The organism is Opitutus sp. ER46, assembly GCF_003054705.1.
GTDB lineage: Bacteria > Verrucomicrobiota > Verrucomicrobiia > Opitutales > Opitutaceae > ER46.
This window is the reverse complement of sequence record NZ_QAYX01000024.1, coordinates 627,823-646,900: the sequence shown is the minus strand read 5'-3', so window position 1 is coordinate 646,900 and position 19,078 is coordinate 627,823. Positions and strand designations below refer to the sequence as shown.

Annotated in this window: 13 protein-coding genes; 2 read left to right on the top strand and 11 right to left on the bottom strand. The window is 68.4% G+C overall.

Annotated features, from left to right (window positions below; all coding sequences use genetic code 11):
- The 7 genes from devC to DB354_RS17960 all read right to left on the bottom strand — a co-directional run bounded on the left by devC (window position 1) and on the right by DB354_RS17960 (window position 12,784).
- On the bottom strand, window positions 1–1,173 hold the full coding sequence (gene devC / locus DB354_RS17990) for an ABC transporter permease DevC (protein WP_107837009.1): 1,173 nt from the start codon (window positions 1,171–1,173) through the stop codon (window positions 1–3).
- Window positions 1,170–2,198, bottom strand: coding sequence for an HlyD family efflux transporter periplasmic adaptor subunit (locus tag DB354_RS17985; protein ID WP_107837008.1), 1,029 nt, complete (start codon window positions 2,196–2,198; stop codon window positions 1,170–1,172). The genes devC and DB354_RS17985 overlap by 4 nt, the downstream gene beginning before the upstream one ends.
- Complete coding sequence (locus DB354_RS17980) at window positions 2,195–3,139, bottom strand: substrate-binding domain-containing protein (RefSeq protein WP_107837007.1); 945 nt, start codon at window positions 3,137–3,139, stop codon at window positions 2,195–2,197. Before DB354_RS17980 ends, DB354_RS17985 begins: the two co-directional genes overlap by 4 nt.
- Before the next feature lie 10 nt (window positions 3,140–3,149).
- Window positions 3,150–5,936 carry a response regulator gene (locus DB354_RS17975; protein ID WP_107837006.1) on the bottom strand — a complete coding sequence of 929 codons (2,787 nt, stop codon included), beginning with the start codon at window positions 5,934–5,936 and terminating at the stop codon, window positions 3,150–3,152.
- Window positions 5,937–5,978: 42 nt separating this feature from the next.
- The gene (locus DB354_RS17970) at window positions 5,979–7,472 is read right to left on the bottom strand and encodes a SpoIIE family protein phosphatase (protein WP_107837005.1); all 1,494 of its coding nucleotides are present in this window, start codon (window positions 7,470–7,472) and stop codon (window positions 5,979–5,981) included.
- 35 nt (window positions 7,473–7,507) lie between these two features.
- Window positions 7,508–7,882 (bottom strand): response regulator, encoded by a 375-nt coding sequence (locus DB354_RS17965; RefSeq protein WP_107837004.1) that lies wholly within the window; start codon window positions 7,880–7,882, stop codon window positions 7,508–7,510.
- A gap of 246 nt (window positions 7,883–8,128) precedes the next feature.
- Complete coding sequence (locus DB354_RS17960; RefSeq protein WP_107837003.1) at window positions 8,129–12,784, bottom strand: DUF3418 domain-containing protein; 4,656 nt, start codon at window positions 12,782–12,784, stop codon at window positions 8,129–8,131.
- A 208-nt stretch (window positions 12,785–12,992) separates the two neighbouring features.
- On the opposite strand from DB354_RS17960, the gene DB354_RS17955 reads away from it, so the two are divergent.
- Window positions 12,993–13,505, top strand: a complete 513-nt coding sequence (locus DB354_RS17955; RefSeq protein WP_146180317.1) for a hypothetical protein — start codon at window positions 12,993–12,995, stop codon at window positions 13,503–13,505.
- A 313-nt stretch (window positions 13,506–13,818) separates the two neighbouring features.
- On the top strand, window positions 13,819–15,462 hold the full coding sequence (locus DB354_RS17950; protein WP_107837001.1) for a fumarate hydratase: 1,644 nt from the start codon (window positions 13,819–13,821) through the stop codon (window positions 15,460–15,462).
- 59 nt (window positions 15,463–15,521) lie between these two features.
- Here the strand turns inward: DB354_RS17950 and DB354_RS17945 are convergent, their stop codons facing one another.
- The 4 genes from DB354_RS17945 to DB354_RS17930 form a co-directional block, all read right to left on the bottom strand.
- On the bottom strand, window positions 15,522–15,941 hold the full coding sequence (locus DB354_RS17945) for a secondary thiamine-phosphate synthase enzyme YjbQ (RefSeq protein WP_107837102.1): 420 nt from the start codon (window positions 15,939–15,941) through the stop codon (window positions 15,522–15,524).
- A gap of 149 nt (window positions 15,942–16,090) precedes the next feature.
- Complete coding sequence (locus tag DB354_RS17940) at window positions 16,091–17,494, bottom strand: class II fumarate hydratase (protein ID WP_107837000.1); 1,404 nt, start codon at window positions 17,492–17,494, stop codon at window positions 16,091–16,093.
- An 87-nt stretch (window positions 17,495–17,581) separates the two neighbouring features.
- On the bottom strand, window positions 17,582–18,400 hold the full coding sequence (locus tag DB354_RS17935) for a hypothetical protein (RefSeq protein WP_146180316.1): 819 nt from the start codon (window positions 18,398–18,400) through the stop codon (window positions 17,582–17,584).
- Window positions 18,397–19,032 (bottom strand): sigma-70 family RNA polymerase sigma factor, encoded by a 636-nt coding sequence (locus tag DB354_RS17930; protein ID WP_107836998.1) that lies wholly within the window; start codon window positions 19,030–19,032, stop codon window positions 18,397–18,399. Before DB354_RS17930 ends, DB354_RS17935 begins: the two co-directional genes overlap by 4 nt.
- Window positions 19,033–19,078 lie beyond the last annotated feature (46 nt).

The following is a 19,078-nucleotide window of genomic DNA, read 5'->3' as shown; positions in this document are numbered from 1 at the left end:
TCAGAACACCTCCGCCGGCCGCGCGTGCCGGAGTTTCCGCGTCGCGAGCAGGCCCGCGATGCCGCACATGCCGACCGTGAGCGCGAACACCACCCCGAACCGGCTCCACGTCACCGCCGGCGTGAGGCCGGTCACGGCGTGCATGATCCCGCTCAAGCCGGTCGCGGCCAGCACGGCCGGCAACATGCCCACCACGGACAACGTGAGCGCCTGCTCGATGATCAGCCGCACCAGGAAACGATCGTCGAAACCGATGGCCTTGAGCGTCGCATATTCGGGCAGGTGCTCCGCGACGTCGCCGTAGAGGATCTGATACACGACGACGGCGCCGACGAAAAACGCGACGAGCATCGAGGCGAGCAGCGTAAACCCGATTGGGGTCCGCTCACGCCAGTATTTCTGCTCGAGCCGGATCAACTCCGCCTTGGTCAGGACGCGCACGTCGGGGCCGGCGCGCCGCTCGAGGTGGCGCGCGACCGCCGCGGGGTCGCGGCCGGGCCGGAGCCGGATGAGCCCCAGATCGACCAGCCCGCCGCGCCGGTTCGAAAACTGCTCAAGGAACGTCTCTTCGCTCATGGCAACGCTGGCATCGATCGAGAAGGTCGGGCCGAGCGCGAACGTTCCGGCGATCTGGAGCCGGCGCTGCTGGAGCTCCGCATAGAAGGGCCCCTGCGCCTGGAGGAGCTCGGCCACGGGACCGAGATTGCGGCGCGCGTCGCGATCGTAGAGCGCGGTGCCGACGCGCTTCAGCAGCGCCGCCTGCCGGACGAGGTCCGGGAGCGCGAGCGGCGTCTCATCCGGCCGGAAGGCCAGGACCATCACATTGGCCTGACGCTGCTGGGTGGCCGGGTTCCGCCAGGGCATGAACGCGACGTACAAGCGTGAAACCGACGCGACCGCGGCGTCGCCGCGACTCTGGTACAAGCGCTCCTCGGCGAACGGGAAACTGAACGCCAGCGAGCTGTATTCGCGGCCCACCATGACGAGATCGGCGTTCAGCCGCTCGTGCAGGGCGACGGCGCGCGCGAAGAGCTCGTGCACGAGACCGAGCTGGAACAGCATCATCACGGCGGCGAACGCGACGCCCGCAACCGCGGTCGCGAACCGGTGGGGATCGCTCCGCAACTGCAGCCACGACAGCGGCGCACCGAGGGGAAACAACCGGCCCTTCATCGCGCAATCACGACCGAGACCTCGTGCCGGTTGAGCGCGGCGACGCGGGCGCCATCCGCGGGGTCGAGCGCGATGCGGACCCGGACGACGCGGCGATCGACCGGCGCGTCCGGATTCACGGCCCGCGTCGGGCTGGACATGACGACGCCACCCACCTCGTCGACCTTGCCGTGCAGCACCCCGGTGAAGGCGGGACCGGCCACCACCGCGTCGGCGCCACGACGGACCCGCGCCACGTCGGAGTCGTACACGAAGGCCTCGACGCCCATCCGGGACACCTCCGCGAGTTCCATGATCGTTCCCCCGCTCGCCAACTCACCCGGCCAGCGCAGGATTTCGAGCACGGCGCCATCGAGTGGCGAGCGCAGCACGGAAAGGTCGCAACGGCGTTCCGCCGCCACCGCCTCGGCACGGGCCAACGCGAGCTCGTACTCCGCCTGCCGCACATCGACGTCCCGCACTTCCGCCATCGCCTCCGCTTCGTGCAGCGCGGCTGCGAGCGCCTTTTCCGCGACGGTCAACTGCGTCGTCGCGGCCTCGAGATCCATTTCGGCCGCGACCGCGCTGCGGCGAAGCGTGGACGTGCGGGTCAGGTTTTCGCGCGCGTGCTCCAGCTCCGCCCGCCGCATCTCCACGGTGGCCCGCTGCGCCGCGATCGCTCCGGGCTTGGCGCCGGCGCGCACCCGCGCCAGCGCCGCTTCCTGGACGGCCACCCGCGCCCTCGCCGTCTCGAGGTCGGCGAGCGCGGCGGGTTGCGAGCCGAGGACCGCGAGAACCTGCCCCTTTTTGACCGCCTCGCCCCGACGCACCTTGATCTCGGCGATCAGCGACGGGCCGCCGGTGGATGCATACGGCGCGCTCAGTTCCACGACTCCGTCGCCCGGAATGATGCGACCCAACGCCGCCACGCCTTCCGCGGCGGCGCCGGGAGCGGCGGACGCGGCGCTCACCAGGGTGACCGGCTCGCGGGCACACCCCGCCAGCGCGAGCGCAGCGACGGCAAGGCACACGGGAGGCGGCCTCATTGGGACAAAAGCGCCTGGACGCGCGGTTCGTGGAGATTTGCGCGGGTGATCACGAGGAAGTCACAGAACGAAACTTCCGCCACGGGCCGGTCCTGCAGGAGCGCGAGGGCGGCGTTGATCGCCCGCGCGCCGATCTCGCCGGGCAACTGGGCAATCCAGCCATCCATCGTGCCGTTTTCGAGCGCAGCCGCGGCCGTCGGATTGAGATTGAAGCCGAAACCCACGAACCGGATCCGGCCGGCATGGCCGGACTCCTGCAGCACCCGCAACATCGCCATCGAACCCGGAGTCCCGGAGGCCAGGATGCCGCCGGTGCGCGGATGTTCGGTCAGGAGGCGCCGGGCCTGCTCCACTTCGCGTCCGGCCACGGTGCCGCTGAAGATGTCGCGATGGATCACGAGGCCGGGATGCGCGCGGCGCAATTCGGCGAAGGCGCTCACCTCGCGCAGGGTGGTCGCACCGCTGGTCCGCGAATGCTTCAGAATGCTGACTTCGTCGGTATCGGCCACCAGCGAGGCGAGCAGCTTGCCCGCGGCGGCGCCGGCGGCGGTGTGGTTGGTGGCGATGAAGGCCGGCATCTCGCCCTCCAGCGGTGTGTCGATGACGACGATCTTGACGCCCTTGGCCGCGACCGCAGCCACGGGGCCGGACAGGGCCGTGGTGCTGCACGGCGCGATCACGAGTGCGTCGATGCCCTGCGCGACGAGCGCATCAAGCATCCGGATCTGCACGTCGATATCGGACTCCGACGGCGGCATTTTCGCGGTCACCTCGGCGCGTCCGCCCGGAGCCGCGGCCACGCAGCCTTTCTCCACGGCCGTCCAGAAATCGGTGCGACCTTTCAACAGGACGCCAATTCGCGGCGCGGCGGATGCACTGGCGGTGAACAGCAGGGCGGCGGCAAGCAGCGCGACCGCAGGGCGGAATACGAAGGTGTTCATCGGATTGAATTCAGGGGGTGCGCAGGGAGGCCGGCGGCGCGGGCCGGGCGATTTTCTCGCGAATGTCGGCCAGCAGCGCCTCGTGGCTGACGGTCCCCTTCTGCACGATGTTTTCCACGCCCGCGCGGAGAAGATCCCGCTCGGCCGGGGAGAGCTCCTTCGCGGTCACGACGACCACCGGGACGGCGCGGCCGTCCGGCCGGGCGCGCAACTCGCGCAGAAACTCAAAGCCGTCCATCACCGGCATCATCAGGTCGAGCAGGATGAGCGCGGGCGCATGATCGGTCACCAGGGCGAGACCGGCGCGACCATTCTCGGCCTCGAGGACCGACCACCCTTCGCGCTCGAGCGCGTGGCGCAGCATCGCCCGGTTGTCTTCCAGGTCGTCGATCACGAGCGCCAGCCGTTCGCGGGCGAGCGGCGCATGCTTGGCGAGGATTTCGGTGAAGCGATCGCGATCCAACGGTTTCGTCAGGTAGTCCGCGGCGCCCAGGGCGAAACCGAGCTGCTTGTCGTCGACGATCGACACCATGACGACCGGAATATCCCGCGTGGCGGCATCGGCCTTGAGGGCCGTCAGCACGGACCACCCGTCCATGCTCGGCATCATCACGTCCAGGGTAATGAGCTTCGGCCGCAGCTCGCGGGCGGCCGTCAGCGCCGCCGCACCGTTGGCCGCCGTGCGCACGCGATAACCTTCGCGGTTCAAGGTCCGGCTGAGCAGATCGAGCACCGTCGGGTCGTCATCGACCACGAGGATCAGCGGCGCATCCGGGCTTCGCGGCACGGCGTCGGCGGGTTGGGCGGTGTGGCCGGCGAACGGCGGCTGCGTGGGAGCGGCCGCGTCGGCTACCATCCGGGGCACCACGGCCGTAAAGGTCGTGCCGCGGCCCGGGGCGCTGGCGACCTCGATGTCGCCGCCCATGAGCCGGCAGAACCGGCGGCTGATCGCGAGCCCGAGTCCGGTGCCACCGTATTTCCGCGTCGTCGATGCGTCGGCCTGCACGAACGCGCCGAAAAGCCGGCTCACCTGCTCCGGGGTCATGCCGATGCCCGTATCGGTGACGCGAAACGCGATGCAGTCCACGTCACCACGGGCGATTTCCTCAACCGTGAGGGAGACGGTGCCCTCGTGCGTGAACTTCGCCGCGTTGCTGAGGAGATTGAACAAGGTCTGCCGGATCTTCGTGACGTCGGCCCGCATCGTGCCGATCTCCGGCGGACACGTTACGACGAGCCGGTTGGCGTTCTTGTCGACCAGCGGCTGGATCGTGGCCGTCACTTCGTTGATCATCGCCGGCACCGCGAACTGCTCGAGGTACACGGTCATCTTGCCGGCCTCGATCTTCGACAGGTCGAGGACGTCGTTGATCAGTCCGAGCAGATGCTTGCCGGCGCCGTGGATCTTCTTCAGGTCGGGGATGAAATCGGGTTGGTCGGCGTCCTCCGCCTCCTCGATGAGCATCTCGCTGTAGCCGATGATCGCGTTCATCGGCGTGCGCAGCTCATGGCTCATGTTCGCAAGGAACGCGCTCTTGGTGCGACTCGCCTCCTCCGCCGCCTCGCGCGCGAGCCGGAGGTCCGCGGTCCGCTCCTCGATCGTGCGCTCCAGGTTCTGGTTCCAGTCGGCCAGCCGTTCCTCGCGCGCCTGGATCTCGCGGGCCATGCTGAGGAACGAGCGGGCCAGCCGGCCGCTTTCGTCGGCGCGGGTGGTGAGGGGCTCGAGTTCGGCCACGCGGAACGAGCCGCTTTCCAGGGCCTTGGCCGCCTGCTCGAGCGTGACGATCGGGCGGGTGGCGCGCCGGGCGATGAAGCCGATCAAAGCCAGCAGGACCACGAGCCCGCCGCCCCCGATGGCGGCGGTCCGCCACGCCAGCGCATGAACCGGAGCCAGCACGAGCGACGCGGGTTGATCGAGCACGACCTTCCACCCCGTGGTTGGGGCGATGGCCCAGAATATGATCCGCTCGCCATCCGCGCCGCGGTAACGCGTGGTCCCGGATGCTTCCGCCGCGAGCCGCGCGCCCTGCGGCAGGGTGGACAGCGACGTACCCGCAAAGTCCTCGCGTAGCAGCAGGGAGGCATTCGGGTGCACGAGCAGCTGGCCGGAACCGCCGGCGAGAAAGAGAAACTCGGAGGCGGCCGACGCGCGTCGATTCGTCGCCTGGTGATGGATGGACTTCAGCAGGCCGGCAATTTCCGTGAGCGGCAGATCGATGCCGGTGACACCAACGAACTCGCCGTTCACCAACACGGGAAACGTGATGCCAACCATCGTGTGATCCGAGCCGCCCCGATCGAAGAACGGCTCCGTCAGGTGCAGACTGCCTTTCGCCTTCGCGCGGGCGTACCAGCCATTCGCGGGGTCGTGGTAGTCGTAGTCGACCCGCCGCAGGGCGGGCCAGCTGGCGCGGTCCATCCATACCATGCCCTGCGGGTCATAGGCGTTCTTCGCCTCGAACGCGATGTATAGGCCGAAGATCTCACGCGCCGGAATGCGCCGGAGGAGATTGCGGATGACCGATTCGAGATTCGGCGCCGGTTCGCGGCCGATCCCGGCCTGGTACGCGGCCAGCATCCGCGGCACGTACGCCAGCCGGTTGAGCGCCTCGTCGACGGCCGCGGCGGCGGTCTGCACCTCCGTGAAGGCCTCAGCCTCGACCTGGGCCTCCAGCGCGGAGCGGCCCTTGTGGTACGCCATCAGCGAAATGCTCCCGATGACCAGCGCGGATGCCATCCCACCGGCGACCATGAGCCGCGCGCCGATCGTCTTGGGCAGGAAACGAGAGATCTTCATGGAGGAAAGGGGGGGCTCGATGCCGGGGGCGGGAGGGCGGCTTCAAAGCGCGAGCCGCATGATCGAAAAATCGTCCTCGAGCGAATCCGACCCGTGCAGCTCCTTCACGTGGCTGAACAGCCGGTCCAGATCCGCCTCGCCGGCGGCCGGCATGGTTCCGAGGTACTCCTGCAGGGCGGCGAAGCTCCACATCGACCCGTCCGGCCGCGTGATCTCGAAGGTGCCATCGCTGACGACGTAGAGCACCGCCGGCCGGTCGACCGTCGCGGTGAACGAGCGGTACCGGACGCCCGACATGCCGCCCAGAATGAGCCCCCCGCCTTTCAGCACTTCCGCGTGACGCCGCTCCGCCTCCCTGTTCGTCACGAGCACGGCCGGCGGGTGGCCCGCGCTGGCGAAGCACAGCGTGCGGGTGGACGGCCGCCACACGGCGTACCAGACGGTAAAGTACATCCCGTTCTGCTTCTCCATCAGGAACGCCTCGTTCAACGCGGTGAGCACCGCGCCCGGATCCCGAAAGTCCACCGCCGGCAGCGCGGCGTTGCGCAGGACGTTGATCGCCGTGACCGACAGGAGCGCCGCGCCGACGCCATGGCCGCACACGTCCAGCAGATAGACGGCGAGATGATCGTCATCGATCCAGTGATACCCGAACGAGTCGCCGCCGAGTTCGGTCGACGGCACCAGCCGCCAGTCGGTGTGAACCGGTCCGGTCGTCAGCGGCGCCGGCAGGATGGACCGGACGTAGTTCTCGGCTTCAGCCAGCTCGGCGTGCAGCCGGCGCTGGGTTCGCTCGATGGCCTCGACGTACTGGCGTTCCTGGTCCCGAAAGCGTTTCTTCTCGAGCCCGGCGCCGATGCGCGCGCGCAGCAGCGTCGGATTAAAGGGCTTCGGCAGGTAGTCCTCGGCGCCGCGCTCAATGCAGCGCACGACGCTGCCCAGTTCATCGAGCGCCGAGATCATGATCACCGGCAGGTGCCGCACCGCCGGATCGTTCTTGATCTCGACCAGCGTGCTGTAGCCGTCGAGCACCGGCATCATCATGTCGAGGAGCACCAGGTCGAAAGGCTCGCCGCGCAGTGCCTCCAGCGCCGCCTGGCCGTGTTCGACAGCGGTGACCGTATGGCCCTGGCGCACGAGCTGCCGCCGGAGCACCTCACGATTCCCCTCCTGGTCGTCGACGACGAGAATGCGACCCGGCGTCGGCGCCGGCCGGGGGTCGCCCTCCGATGGGTCGTCGGCAGCCGCGGACTCGGCGGGCTCGGCGGCTGCCGGTGAAGGTGCGAGCGCTGCGCCCGCTGCCACCGCCCCGTTCAACGTGAGCCGATCATCAGTGAGATTCGCGTTGATCAGCGCCAGCAGTGCACGCGCCGCGCCATTGATCTTCTGGAGATCGGGGGCGTAGGCGTCGTGCCCGGCGTCGAGCGCCTCCTCGGCAAGCAGTTCGCTGTAGCCGATGATCTGGTTGATCGGCGTGCGCAGGTCGTGCCGCAAATGCGACAAAGGCGCGCGGGCCTCGGAAGGCGCGGGGGACATCAATGAACCCGGTTAGGAACGGCGAAACGCGCGGCTCAGGCGGCGGCGGAACCGAGGAACCGTTGGATTTTCGGCAGCAGGCGATCCAGCTCGATCGGCTTCGTATCGTAATCGTCACATCCCGCGGCGAGCGCTTGTTCGCGATCCCCGGCCATGGCGTGCGCGGTGAGCGCGATCACGGGGATCTTTTTCGTGACGTCGCTCGCCTTGAGCCGGCGCGTCGCTTCCCAGCCGTCGATCACCGGCAGGCTCATGTCCATCAGGATCAGGTCGGGCATACTGGTGCCCGCAAGGTCGACCCCTTGCTGGCCATCCACCGCGATGATCACCTCATACCCCCGGCGCAGCAGGCGGCGCGAGAGCATGTCACGGTTCATTTCATTGTCTTCAACGAGCAGGATCTTGGGCATGGGTGTGGGAACGCATCCGTCGCACCGGGCCGGGCGTCGGTGTGGATCGACATAAGCGACTGGAAACGCGCGAAGTAGGAGAACTGATTTCCATGGGACGGCAATCCTTGCTTTGCCATGGCGCCAGTGGACACAGCCACGCGGTGGATGTAACCCGGTGGGAGCCTCCCTGATTGTGAACGCATAACGCCCGCCGGTGCGCGGAACCCGCACCTCACGCCTCAAGCTCCAGACCTTGTCCGTTCCCTACCGACCGAACAGCTTGTCGAGGGCGCCGAGGTTCTTGAGCGGTGCGGACTTCTTTTCGCGCGGGACGATCGGCGCGGTGAGGATCGGCCGGGCGGCTGAGGCGGTGGCGGGGCTCTCGGCCCTGGCCGCAGCGGGACCGGCGCGAAGCGCGCCGATCGCACGGTCGAGTTTCACGGCAGAGACGGGCTCCGCGGTGCCGAGCTCCTGGGCAAAGAGGCTGACGCGAAACTCCTCGAGCTGCCACCGGAACGCCGCGAGCGCGGCGGCATCGGTGCCAGGGCGCCGCTGCAGTTCGGCGAGCGCCTTCTCGTACGGCGCGAGTTGGGCGGCGCGCTCGGAGTCCTTGCCGGGATTCTTCCGCCAGCGCTCGGCACGAAGCTTCATCGCTTTCAGGTAGCGCGGAAAATGGCGCAGCTGCTCGTACGGGGTGCTGGCGAGGAAGTCGGCCGGCAAGAGCGCGGCCAGGTCCTCGCCGAGCCCCTTTGGCGGATCCTTGAGCACCAGCAATTCCAGGCGCAGCCCGAGGATTTCGCGCAGGAGATCCACCAGCCGCGGCACGAGTCCGCGCAGGTCGGTCTTCGCCTGCTCGGCGGCGGCAGCGAAGCCCGCGCCATCGGGCAGGAGCCGGCCCTCGGCGGCACCCTCGCGGCTGCGCGCGGCGGGCGGCAGAGCGCGGGCAGGATCGGTGACCCACCGACGCACGGCTACGAAGGCCTGCTCCTGGAGAGACTCGACGGATGCGAGCGTGGCGGCGAGCGGCCCGACCTCGCGCACGGAGCGCAAGTCGCGCTGCGTCCACATCAGGTCGTGCCCGAGCTGGCGCTCGAGGAGGAAACTCACGGCGCGGCGGGTGGCGGCGTCGGCCTCTTCCGGCGTCTTGAACAACCGGCGCGCCACGCCGCCGGCGCCGGCGAGTAGTCCCGGGAATGCGTACACGGGCGCCCCACCCTGCTCCGCGACGAGCACCCGCTCGGGAATCGAATCGAAAGCCCAGGAGCCGAACTCGGGCGTCTCCCACTGCGCGCGGGCGGCGCGCCAGGCGGCGGGCTCCTCGCGGGCGACGGCAATGCTGGCTTCGCGTGATTGGGCGAGCAGGGCCGCGCGAATCTCGGCGAGCTCCCGGCTGGCGCACAGTTCGCGGCCCTCGGCGTCCACGACGCGGATGCGCACGCGCAGATGCTCCGGCGGCAGCTTGTCGGCCCAGACGGCGGGATCAACGGCCACGCGGTACTTTTCCGCGATCAGCAGGGAAAGTGCATCGGTCAGCGGGCGATCGGAGAGCTCGCGGTGCGTGAGTTCGCCGGCGAGGGTCTTGGCGGATTCGCCGAGCGGCACGAAGGCGCGGCGCAGCTCCTTGGGTAGCGCCCGCAGGTAGTGCTCGACCTTGGCCTCCAGATGTCCCGGCACAGCCCAGTCGAGCGCGGCCGGCGTGAGCGCCTCCGCCTCGCGCACCGTGACGTTCACGCTCACCCCATCGTCGGGCTGGCCCGGCTTATAGGCGTAGTTCAGCGGGAGGGCGGTGTTCTCGAGCGGGACCGATTTCGGGAACGCATCCGCATCGACAGTGAGCGTCGCGGGATCGCGCAGGTCCTCGGCGGCCATGAATAGAAAACGCGGATCGGTCGTGCGGCGGTGGCGGACCAGGTCGACGAGTTCGGGAACCGACGATACCGCAGCAGGCAGAGGCTTCGGCGCGCGTGGGGCGGCGGCGGGTGCGGGTTCAGTGCGAGCCACGGCTTCCGCTCCGGACGATTCTGCGGGATTCGCAGGGGACTCGCCGGATCCCGGCGCGGCGGTGGCGGCGAGCGCGTCGGGCATCAGCCGGGCGGCGTAGAAGCGGTACGCCGCCTCGTCGAGGTTGAGATAACCGCTGTCGCGAGCGCGCGTGAGGAGGTCTTCGACCTCGTCGCGGACGGCGCGGTTGTGCGGGATGAAATCGAGCGGGAAGCGGATGGTGTCATTCACGAGCCCCTCGCGAATGAAGATCTCGGTGGCGTGATCCGGATCGATGCGGCCGTAGCCGACGGCGCGGCTCTCGAGTTCGAGCCCGTAGAGGCGGGTGCGCTGGCGGACCATCACGCGGCCGGCGGCCTCGTTCCAGAACGGCTCGCTGTGGGCGACGCGGACAAGGTGCTGGCCAAGGTCGAGCGCCCACTGCGGGTCGAGGCGGGCGCAGGTGCGCGCGTAGAGCCGCGCGGTTTCGACGATCTCGGCAGCCATGATCCAGCGCGGGTTGCGGCGGGCGGCGGACTCGCCGGCGTCGGCGGGCTTGGCGGCGGCACCCTTGCGTTTCGGGTCCTCGCGGCGGAAGAGCACGGAGCCCGGGAAGAGCGAAACCTTGCGATCGTGGGTGGCCCTGTAGCCGCCGTTCTCCTCGTCGATCACGGCGATGTTGCCCAGAAGGCCGGCGAGGATGCTCCGGTGGATCGCGCGGTAGGCAGGCGTGCCGAACGCGAGCGGATCGCCCGGCTCGGCCGCAGGACGACGCCCGCCGGCGGGGGCGGCGGGACCGCCAGAGCGCTTGGGCTCGGGCCCGGCGGCGCGGGCGCGAGGGTCCGGCTTGCCGGGGGCGTTGGGCCGGGCGGGCGGCGTGTCACCGCGGCGCCCGTGGCCGTGGCCCTCAGTGGCGCGGACGGTGCGCTCGCCCTGGCGCGCCACGGCGTCGAGCGCGGAAGTGAGGCGGAAATCGTCGCGCTGCTCGAGGACCTCCAGGAGCTGGGCGTGGATATCGCGCCACTCGCGCATGCGCGTGTAGCTGAGGAAGTGATCGCGGCAGAAACGGCGGAGCTTGGCCTGGGAGAGCGACTCGAACTCGCCGTGGTACGACGTCCAGATGTTGAGCAGCGTGAGGAAGTCGGAGTCCGGGTGCGCGAACCGCCGGTGTGCGGTGTCGGCCTGCTGCTGCTTGTCGAGCGGGCGCTCGCGCGGGTCCTGGATGGAAAGCCCGGCGGCGATGACGATGACCTCGCGCAGGGCTTTCTCGGCGCGCGCCTGGAGGATCATGCGACCGACGGTCGGATCGACCGGCAGCCGCGCGAGCTCACGCCCGATCGACGTCAGCACATGTGTGGCAAACGCCGCGCCGCCCACATCCGCCTCGCCGACCGGCTCCCTCGCCGCCGGGCTACGGCTTCCTTCCTCTGACTTCTGACGTCTGACCTCTGACGTCTGACCATCCTCCTTCGCCCAGGCTCCGGCGGACAGGCCGGCTTCTGGCTTTCCTCCTTCGCCAAGGCTTCGGAGGACAGGCTGGCCTCCGGCCTCTGGCCTCTGGCTTCTGGCTTCTGGCCTCTGGCTTCTGGCCTCCGGCTTCCGGCTTCCGGCCTCTGCCTCACCGATCGCCCCGAGTTCCTCGAGGAGGCTGTAGCCCGCGCGAACGGCCTTGGTCGCGGGCATGTTGATGAACGGGAAGCGCTCGATGTCCCCGAGTCCGAAGGCCTTCATCCGCAGAATGACGTCGGCGAGGTTGGCGCGCTGGATTTCGGGTTGGGTGAATCGCGGCCGCTCGAGGAAGTCCTTTTCCGAGTACAGCCGAATGCAGACGCCCTCGGCGACGCGACCGGCGCGGCCCTTGCGCTGGTCGGCACTGGACTGCGCGATCTCCTCGATGGGCAGGCGGCGGGTGCGGGACTGCGCGGAGTAGCGGCTGATCCGCGCGAGGCCGGTGTCCACGACGAAGCGGATGCCCGGGATCGTCAGCGACGTCTCCGCGATGTTGGTGGCGAGGACGAGCTTACGGCGGGTGGACGGGGCGAACACGCGCTGCTGCTCGGCCATGGAGAGCCGGCCGAAGAGCGGAACGACCTCGGTGCCGCGGAGCCGGCGGCCATCGAGCAGGTCGCCGACCTCGCGGATGTCGCGCTCGCTCGGGAGGAAGACGAGCACGTCGCCGGTGGCGCTTTCGCGGCAGATCCGCTCCACGGCCTCGACGGTGCCATCGATGTAGTGCAACGCCTCGGCGCGGACGGACGCGGCGCTGGTGCCTTCGGGACGGGAGTCGTTCTCGTCGTTTTCGGTGTAATCGGAGCCGAGTTCGTCGAGCGGCGCGTAGATGACCTCGACCGGATAGGTGCGGCCCTCGACGAGCAGGACGGGGGCGCCGTCGAAGGCGGCGCTGAACGCCTCGGTGTCGATCGTGGCCGAGGTGATGATGATCTTCAGCTCGGGCCGGCGGAAGCGGAGCGTGCGCAGGTGGCCGAGAAGAAAGTCGATGTTGAGCGAGCGCTCGTGGGCCTCGTCGATGATGATGGTGTCGTACTCACGCAGCATCGGATCGTTCTGCAGCTCGGCGAGCAGCATGCCGTCGGTGACGAACTTGATGAGCGTGTCGCGACTCGTCTGGTCGTTGAACCGGACCTTGCAGCCGACCTCGCGCCCCCACTCCACCGCGAGTTCCTCGGCGACGCGGCGGGAAATGGACAACGCGGCAACGCGGCGCGGCTGGGTGCAGGCGATCCGGCCCTGCTGCCCGCAGCCGGCGGCGAGGCACATCTTGGGGATCTGGGTGGTTTTGCCGGAGCCGGTTTCGCCGGCGAGGATGACGACCTGGCTGGCTTGGATGGCGGCGGTGATCTCCTCGGCGCGCGCGCTGATCGGCAGCTCGGGGGGAAACTCGAGCCGGAACGGGAAGGACTTGCGGGAGGAAGAGGCCAAGGACGACGCGACGGTTTGGACCCGCGAATGAACGCTAAGCCGCGCCAACCGCCACCCCGAATTTCGGGCAGCAACGCGGCGACAGACGGGCGCGGCGCCGAGCGCCGACGCGGCGGGAGTAGCCGCCGGCTACCGCGCGAGCGTCCCAGAAGGCGCGGGAGGCAGGGCTTGCACAGTGGCCATGGACGCCAACACTCGCGCGCTTCGAATGAGCCGCGTCCCTCCCTTGTTGCCGATAGAAGCGTTCGTGCGCGTGCAGCGCGTCGCCCGCTTTGACGGGATGGGCGTGCTCTTTGTGGCCGGCCTGTTCGCGCTGATTTCGGCGTCGGGGGGAGACCGCGTGGGCGCGATCGTCGGGCTGTTGATCGCAGGCTCGGGCGCGATCGAGCTGCACGGCGTGATGCTGCTGCAGCACGGCGACACCCGGGGCATGCGCTGGCTGGTGGGCAGCCAACTGTTCCTGATGGGCTCGATCCTGGCGTACTGCGTGTTCCGCATGGGCAACGTGGACCTGACGCTGCTGCAGGCGGCGCTCAGCGAGGAGAAGAAGGCGCAGATCGTGTCGCTCGGCTACAAAGTCGACGAGTTCCTCATGCTGACCTACCGCATCACGTGGTGGACGATCGGCGTCGTGACCGTCCTGTACCAAGGCGGCATGACGATCTACTATCTCCGCCGCCGCCGGGCGGTGGAGCAGGCGCTCGAAGAAGCCCCGGAATAGGCCCGCGGGCCCGTCGCGGGAGCGGTGTTTTGCGGGTAAAAATTCAGCCAGACAGGCGCCTCCCACGTGAGGGCGTCCGGCGATCGGCACACGGCTGCCTCGCGGGAGATATCAGATCGAAGAGGGTTCCCCGTTGTAGGTTTGGAACTTCCGGAGAGGCAAAAGCTTCCGGGGCAAAAACCTTCCAACCTACAACGTTCCAACCTGGAACTCGTGCCCCGCTAATGCGCCCCCCGGCTCGAACTACAAACGGGGGTAAACCGCCATTCCAGTCTCTTTACTCGACTCGAAAACCCTCCAACCTCTGACCCCCATGGCAACGCCTGCTTTTTTCTATCAAGACCCGCTCCCGCTCGGGGCTGATGAAACCGAATACCGTCTGCTTTCGAAGGAGGGCGTCAGCACGACGACCTTCGAGGGCCGCGAGATCCTGAAGGTTGAGCCGAGCGCGCTCACCTACCTCGCGGAGCAGGCGTTTCACGATGCTTCGTTCTTCCTGCGCGAGAAGCACCTGAAGCAGGTGGCCGCGATTCTCGATGACCCCGAGGCGAGCGAGAATGATCGCTACGTCGCCCTGACGATGCTGCGCAACGCCGAGGTCTCCGCCCAGGGCGTGCTGCCCTTCTGTCAGGACACGGGCACGGCTTCGATCATCGGCAAGAAAGGCCAGCAGGTCTGGACCGGCGCGAACGACGCCGAGGCGATCTCGAAGGGCGTGTACGAGTGCTACACGAAGGAGAACCTGCGCTACTCGCAGACGGCCGCGCTGGACATGTGGAAAGAGGTAAACACCGGCACCAACCTGCCGGCGCAGATCGACCTCTTCGCGACCGAAGGCTCGAAGTACGAGTTCCTCTTCGTCGCGAAGGGCGGCGGCTCGGCCAACAAGATGTTCCTGTTCCAGGAGACGAAGGCGCTCCTGAATCCGAAGAGCTTCGAGAAGTTCGTGCAGGACAAGCTGCCGCTGCTCGGCACCTCCGCCTGCCCGCCGTACCATCTCGTGTTCGTCGTCGGCGGCACCAGCGCCGAGGCCTGCATGAAGACCCTGAAGATGGCGTCGGCCAAGTACCTCGACGCACTGCCCACGACCGGCAACGAGCACGGCCGGGCGTTCCGCGACCTCGCGATGGAGGAGAAAGTCCTCGGCATCGCGCGCGCCAGCGGCATCGGCGCCCAGTTCGGCGGCAAGTACTTCGCGGTCGACGTGCGCGTCATCCGCCTCCCCCGCCACGGCGCCAGCTGCCCGGTGGCGATGGGCGTGTCCTGCAGCGCGGACCGCAACATCAAGGGCAAGATCACGAAGGACGGCATCTTCCTCGAAAAGCTCGAGCGTAACCCCGGCCGGTTCATCCCCGCGGCGCTCCGGACCTGGAAGGACGACAAGAGCGTCCGCATCGACCTCAACCGGCCGATGAAGGACATCCTCGCCGAACTCGCGAAGCTGCCGGTGACGACCCGCGTTTCGCTGAACGGCCCGTTGATCGTCGCCCGTGACATCGCGCATGCGAAGCTCAAGGAGCGCATCGATGCCGGCCAGGGCCTGCCGCAGTACCTCAAGGATCACCCCGTGTACTACGCCGGCCCGGCGAAGACCCCGAAGGGCTACGCCTCGGGTTCGTTTGGCCCGACCACGGCCGGGCGTATGGACAGCTACGTCGACCTGTTCCAGTCGCAGGGCGGCTCGATGATCATGGTCGCGAAGGGCAACCGCAGCGCCCAGGTCACCAACGCCTGCAAGAAGCACGGCGGGTTCTACCTCGGCAGCATCGGCGGCCCGGCGGCGATCCTGGCCAAGGAGAACATCAAGAAGGTCGAAGTGCTCGAGTACCCCGAGCTCGGGATGGAAGCCATCTGGAAGATCGAGGTGCAGGACTTCCCGGCGTTCATCCTCGTGGACAACAAGGGCAACGACTTCTTCGTGAACGGCTGCGGCGCGTGCCTGCCGGACAAGCACTGAGCGCCTGACGCCTGACTGAATCTGCGAGCCCGACGCGCCGAGCGCCTCGGGCTTTTTGTTTACTCGCCCATCACGGTCACGACCACGTTGCGCGCGTGGGTGTCGCGGCGGTGTTCCCAGAAGAAGATGCCCTGCCAGGTGCCGAGCATGAGCCGGCCGTCGGCGATCGGGATCGTTTCGCTGGTGCGGGTGAGCGCCATCTTGATGTGGCTCGGCATGTCGTCGGGCCCCTCGACCGTGTGCTCGAAGTGCGGGTCGTTCTCGGGCACATGGCGGTCGAGCCAGGCCTCGAGGTCACGCCGCGCGCTCGGGTCGGCGTTCTCCATCAGCACCAGCGAGGCGCTGGTGTGGCGGCAGAACACGGAGACGAGCCCGTGCTTGATCCCGCTGCTCTGCACCTCGTGCGCGATCAGCGGCGTGATCTCGTGGGTGCCTTTGCCATTGGTCCGAACCGTAAGGGTAACTTGATGAAGGGACATGGCGCGCAACGTGTGCACGCCGCCCGTTCGCGCAACGGGGATTTGCACGATGACGCGGGCGCAGCGGCGGGCGATCGACGGCACGTGGCGGGCGGCGGAAAGCGCGACTGCCCCATGCGGTGGGTGGTGGCTCGGGGCCGGCAGGAGCGTCACTCGGAGCCGGGGCGGCCCGCGTAGGGCCGGGTCATGGCGGCGGGGTCGAGCGCGCGGTCGAGGTCCTCGGCGGCCATGAGCCTCCGGGCGAGGACGACCTCGCGCAGGGTGCGGCCCGTGGCGAAGGCCTCCTTGGCAACGGCGGCAGCCTGGTCGTACCCAATGAAGGGATTCAGCGCGGTGACCAGCATCAGAGAGCGGTCGACGAGCTCGCGGCAGCGGGCGGGATCGGCCTCGAGTCCCGCGACGCAGCGGGCGGCGAAGACATTGGCGCCGTTGGCGAGGCAGTGGATCGACTCGTGGAGGCAGTGGGCGAGCAGCGGCAGGGTGACGTTGAGCTCGAGGTGGCCGTCGCGGCCGCAGAGCGCGGCCGTCTGGGTGAGCCCGTGCACGTAGAGACCGACCTGGACGAGCATCTCGCACATGACCGGGTTGACCTTGCCCGGCATGATGGAGGAGCCGGGCTGGGTGGCGGGCAGGCGGAGTTCGGCGAGGCCGGCGCGCGGACCGGAACCGAGGAGGCGGATATCGTTGGCGATCTTGGCGAGCGCGGTGGCAATGGCGGCGAGCGCACCGGCGACCTCGACGCAGTCGTCGCGGCCGCCCTGCGCCTCGAAGTGGTTGGCGGCCTCGCGAAACGCGAGCCCCGTCTCGGCATTCAGGATACGGCAGACGCGGGCGGAGAACTCGGGGTGGCAGTTGAGGCCGGTACCGACAGCGGTGCCGCCGAGGGCGAGCTCGGCAAGCGTCTCCGTGGCGCGGCGCGCGCGGGCGGCGGCCTTGCGGGCCTGGGCCGCGTAGCCGGAGAATTCCTGCCCCAGCGTGAGCGGGGTGGCGTCCATCAGGTGCGTGCGCCCAATCTTGACGATGCCGGCGAAGGCGCGGCTGCGTTCCTCAAGCGCGGCGGCGAGCGTGTCGAGCGCCGGGGCGAGCCGAAGGTGGAGCGCGACGGCGACACTGACATGCAGGACGGTGGGGATGACGTCGTTGGAGGACTGGCCGAGGTTGACGTCGTCGTTGGGGTGAATGGGGCGCTTCGAGCCGAGGGGCTGGCCGGCGAGCTGGCTTGCGCGGTTGGCGATCACCTCGTTGGCGTTCATGTTGGTCGAGGTGCCGGAGCCGGTCTGGAATACATCGAGCGGGAAGTGGGCGCTGAGCCGGCCGTCGGCGATCTCGCGGGCCGCCTGCTGGATGAGCCGGCTCTTTTCCGGCGGAAGCAGGCCCAGTTCCTCGTTGGCGCGCGCGGCGGCGAGTTTCACGAGGCCGAGGCCCCGGAGGAAGCCGTCGGGCAGCGGGTGGCCGCTGATGGGAAAGTTGAGAACGGCACGCTGGGTGGAGGCGCCGTAGAGCGCCTCGTCGGGGACGGGCAGCTCGCCCATGGAATCACGTTCTGCACGCATGCCGGAGGCTAGCGGCGGGCGGGGCGAAAGCAAAAAACCCCGCCGAAAGGGCGGGGCCGGAAAGTCAGACGCGGAAGACAGCGACGATCAGAATTTGATCGAGACGCTGTTGCCGCGGGCGCCGAAGCGATGGATCGAGTCGTACAGCTGCTCGTCGGAGAGGCGTCGCGCCACGCGGGCGGTGGGCGCGGGGTCCACGGTCGCGTTGGCATTGGCGAACGCCACGGCGAAACGGCTGCGGCGAGTCTCGGAAGGATTGGCCAACTGCTCGAGCGGCTCCTGGGGCGCGGTCCGGGTCGGCAGCGCGCGGGCCTCGAAGCCCACGGTGCGCGTGCCCAGCAGGGCCTCGGCCACCATGCGGTTCTCCTCAATCGAGCGCGTGGACGGACGAAGGCCAACAAGGCCCGACTCCGCCGGCACGCTGGAAAGCAGCGCCACCATATTGGTCAGTCCGGAGGTGCTGTGCGAAGCGGGGGTGTTGCGCGTCGCGGCAACCGTGGCGCGATCGCCGTCGTTGCCCGCATCGGGCGCCTCGTCCTGTTCGCTGGCTGCAACGGTGGCAGTCTCCGCGCGTGCGTCACTGATGACGATGCCGCCATGACGGCTGGCCTGCAGCGTCGGCACCACGGGGCCGGCGGAGGGAGAAATGGGCTCGTAGTCGCGAATCGAAATGAGCGTGACGGCGAGGACGGCGGTGGCACCGAGCGGAAGATGAAAACGGGCGAAGCCTCCGAAGCGGGCAGGCAGCGCACGCCACCACGGCTGTTTCTGCACCAAGGCCGCCAACTGCTTCTCGCGGAGCTCGCGATCGAACTGCGCCCAGAACTCGGGCGAAGGCCGCTCTGCGCGCTTGAACCGGATCAGATCCTCCAGCGAAACCGACTGCCTGCTTTTCGGATCCATCATCGGCGCAAATAGGGCTGAAGTTCGGCCTGCAGAAGTTGCTTCGCGTAGTGCAATCGCGAACGCACGGTGCCCACGGAACAGTCCATGACATCTGCAATCTCCTGGTGGCTCAGGCCGTCGATTTCGAAGAGAGTAACCACAGTACGATGCTTGATAGACAGTTTCTGCATCGCGGCGTTCAATTTTTCCTGAAGCTCACGCACATACGTGTCCCGGTCCCCGCCCGATTTATCCGTAAGCGCGTCAATGATATCGCGGGCGACGGGTTCGTCGGAATGCACGGTCTCGAGGCTGAAGAACGACCGCAGGCGGCTCTTGCGCAGGTGGCTGATCGTCGAATTGACCGCAATCCGGTACAGCCAGGTGAAGAATGAGGACTGACCGCTGAAGCGCTGGATCGACTGAAATGCCTTGATAAAAGCATCTTGCGTAAGATCTGCCGCATCCTCGCGATTGGACGTGAGGTTGTACACGACCCCGTAAAGCCGCTCGCGATACTTCCGGATGAGCTGGTCGAAGGCGGCGACGTCTCCGGCCTGGACGCGACGAACCACCTCCAGGTCGGCATCAGCCTCCTGGCGACGCTCGGGTGACGCTACAAGCGTCTTGCCGAGGGCTTTGGTCGCATCCATGGGGCGAAAGGAATCAGCCGCGAGAGTAGCGGCAAACGTAATTTGC